Source organism: uncultured Limnohabitans sp., from assembly GCF_937889215.1.
Lineage (GTDB): Bacteria > Pseudomonadota > Gammaproteobacteria > Burkholderiales > Burkholderiaceae_C > Limnohabitans_A.
This window is the reverse complement of the sequence record NZ_CALBEX010000196.1, coordinates 1-2,182: the sequence shown is the minus strand read 5'-3', so window position 1 is coordinate 2,182 and position 2,182 is coordinate 1. Positions and strand designations below refer to the sequence as shown.

3 protein-coding genes are annotated in these 2,182 nt (G+C 63.0%); all 3 read right to left on the bottom strand.

From position 1 onward, the window contains the following. Positions 1-216: four-carbon acid sugar kinase family protein (locus Q0341_RS05065; RefSeq protein WP_299510986.1), on the bottom strand; the 216-nt coding region annotated here is incomplete at its 3' end. Beyond that, positions 213-1,112 (bottom strand): L-threonate dehydrogenase, encoded by a 900-nt coding sequence (gene ltnD / locus Q0341_RS05060; RefSeq protein WP_299510985.1) that lies wholly within the window; start codon positions 1,110-1,112, stop codon positions 213-215. The genes ltnD and Q0341_RS05065, both read right to left, overlap by 4 nt. 10 nt (positions 1,113-1,122) lie before the next feature. Continuing rightward, a complete protein-coding gene (locus Q0341_RS05055) occupies positions 1,123-2,097 on the bottom strand; it encodes a tripartite tricarboxylate transporter substrate binding protein (RefSeq protein WP_299510983.1) in 975 nt (324 codons plus the stop codon). Positions 2,098-2,182 lie beyond the last annotated feature (85 nt).

Below are 2,182 nucleotides of genomic sequence, written 5' to 3'. Positions count from 1 at the left end.
CAACCACTTCAAAGCGTCGAGCGATTGCGCAATGGCCTCGGCAGCCGGGATGGTGCGCGACTTGAGCGCCACCACCACCGCGTCCACATCGGCGGCCAGTGGCGACGCAGGTACGCCAATGGTCTGCACCACCCGCATGCCCGAGCGCACCAGGTTGTTGGCCAGGTCGGTGGCGCCGGTGAAGTCGTCGGCAATACAACCGAGTTTGATTTTCATGCCTTGCCTTTCGGCAACTCGATGCCCGGGAAAATCTTGATGACCGCACTGTCGTCTTCTTTGGCAAAGCCCGCTGTGCTGGCTTGCATGAACATTTGGTGCGCGGTGCTGGACAGCGGCAGCGGGAACTTGCTGGCACGCGCCATGTCGAGCACGATGCCCAAATCTTTCACAAAAATGTCCACGGCTGAGAGCGGCGTGTAGTCGGCCGCCAGCACATGGGCCATGCGGTTTTCAAACATCCAGCTGTTGCCCGCGCTGTTCGTGATCACCTCGTACAACGCCTCGGCGTCCACGCCTTCGCGCAGGCCCAGCGCCATGGCTTCGGCAGCGGCCGCGATGTGCACACCCGCCAGCAACTGGTTGATGATCTTGACCTTGCTGCCCGCGCCCGCGCTGTCGCCCAGCTTGTAGACCTTGGCGGCCATGGCGTTCAAAAACGGCTCAGCCACGGCATAGGCCTCGGGCTTGCCCGCCGTCATCATCGTCATCTGGCCAGAAGCCGCTTTGGCCGCACCGCCCGAAATCGGCGCATCCACATAGCGCAGACCCATGGCTTCGAGGCGCGCTTCCAAAGCCACCGACCAGTTCGGGTCCACGGTGGAACACATCACGAACACGCTGCCGGGCTTCATGCTGGCGGCGCAACCGGGGGTGCTGGCATCGCCAAACAACACGGCTTCGGTCTGGGCGGCGTTGACCACCACCGACACGACCACATCACACGCTGCGCCCAGCGAGGCCAGCGTGTCGTGCGCTGTGCCGCCCGCGCTCGTGAACGCCTCGGCCACCTCGCGGCGCACGTCAAACACCTGCACGCTGTGCCCGGCGCGGCGCAGCGAAGACGCCATGCCCGAGCCCATGGCCCCCAAACCGATCAATCCGACTGTGGTCATGGCTGTGCTCTCAATCCAATTTGATGTTGGCAAACGCTGCCACGTTTTTCCATTTGGCGGTATCGGCTTGCATGAAGCTGGCCAAGCCTTGGCTGTTGGCCCATGCGGGCTCTGCGCCCGACTTGAGCATGGCGGCCTTCACTTCGGGCATGTTGGCCACGCGCTCCAGCGCTTGCTCCAGCTTTTGCTGTATGGGGGCTGGCAAGCCCGCAGGTGCGGCCACGCCAAACCAAGAGAACACCTGGAAACCCTTCATGCCTGCTTCTTCCATGGTGGGCACATCGGGCAAGGCGCTGCTGCGCATGGGGGTGGTCACCGCCAAAGCTTTCAGCTTGCCCCCCTTGATCAGGCCCAGTGCCGAGGGCAGGTTGTCAAACATCATGTTCACTTCGGTCGCCATCAGGCCGGTTTGCGCGGCAGCGGCACCCCGGTAAGGGATGTGCGTGACAAACGCGCCCGACTGGCTCTTGTACAACTCGGCGCTCAGGTGCAGCGAGGTGCCCTGCCCGTTCGACGCGTAATTGAGCTGGCCGGGCTTGGATTTGGCCAACGCGGTGAGTTCGGCGACCGAGTTGATGCCCGAAGTCGGGTGGACCATCAGCACATTGGGCACGCGGCCCAGCAGGGCCACTGGGGCAATTTGCTCGGGCTTGTAAGGCAGCTTGCTGTAAAGCGCCGGGCTGATCGTCAGGGGCGGCGAAGCCATGAGCAGGGTGTAGCCATCGGCGGCGCCACGGGCTGCTTCGGCTGCGCCCAGGTTGCCACCGGCACCGGGCTTGTTGTCGATGACGATGGGCTGGCCCAACTCATTGGACAATTTGGGGCCAATCAGGCGCGCCATGTTGTCGATCAGGCCGCCGGGTGGGAAAGGCACGACCAACTTGATGGGGCGGGTGGGCCACGCCTGGGCCGAAGCGGTCGGCGCAATAAAGGGTGTGGCGATGACCAAGGCAGCGGCTGCTGCGATCCAATTTCTGCGTTGCATGCGGTATTTCCTGTTGATAATTGATCAGGTCATCATACAAATTTTGAAGGCGCTTGGCATCAGGGTGAATACGGGGATGGACGGG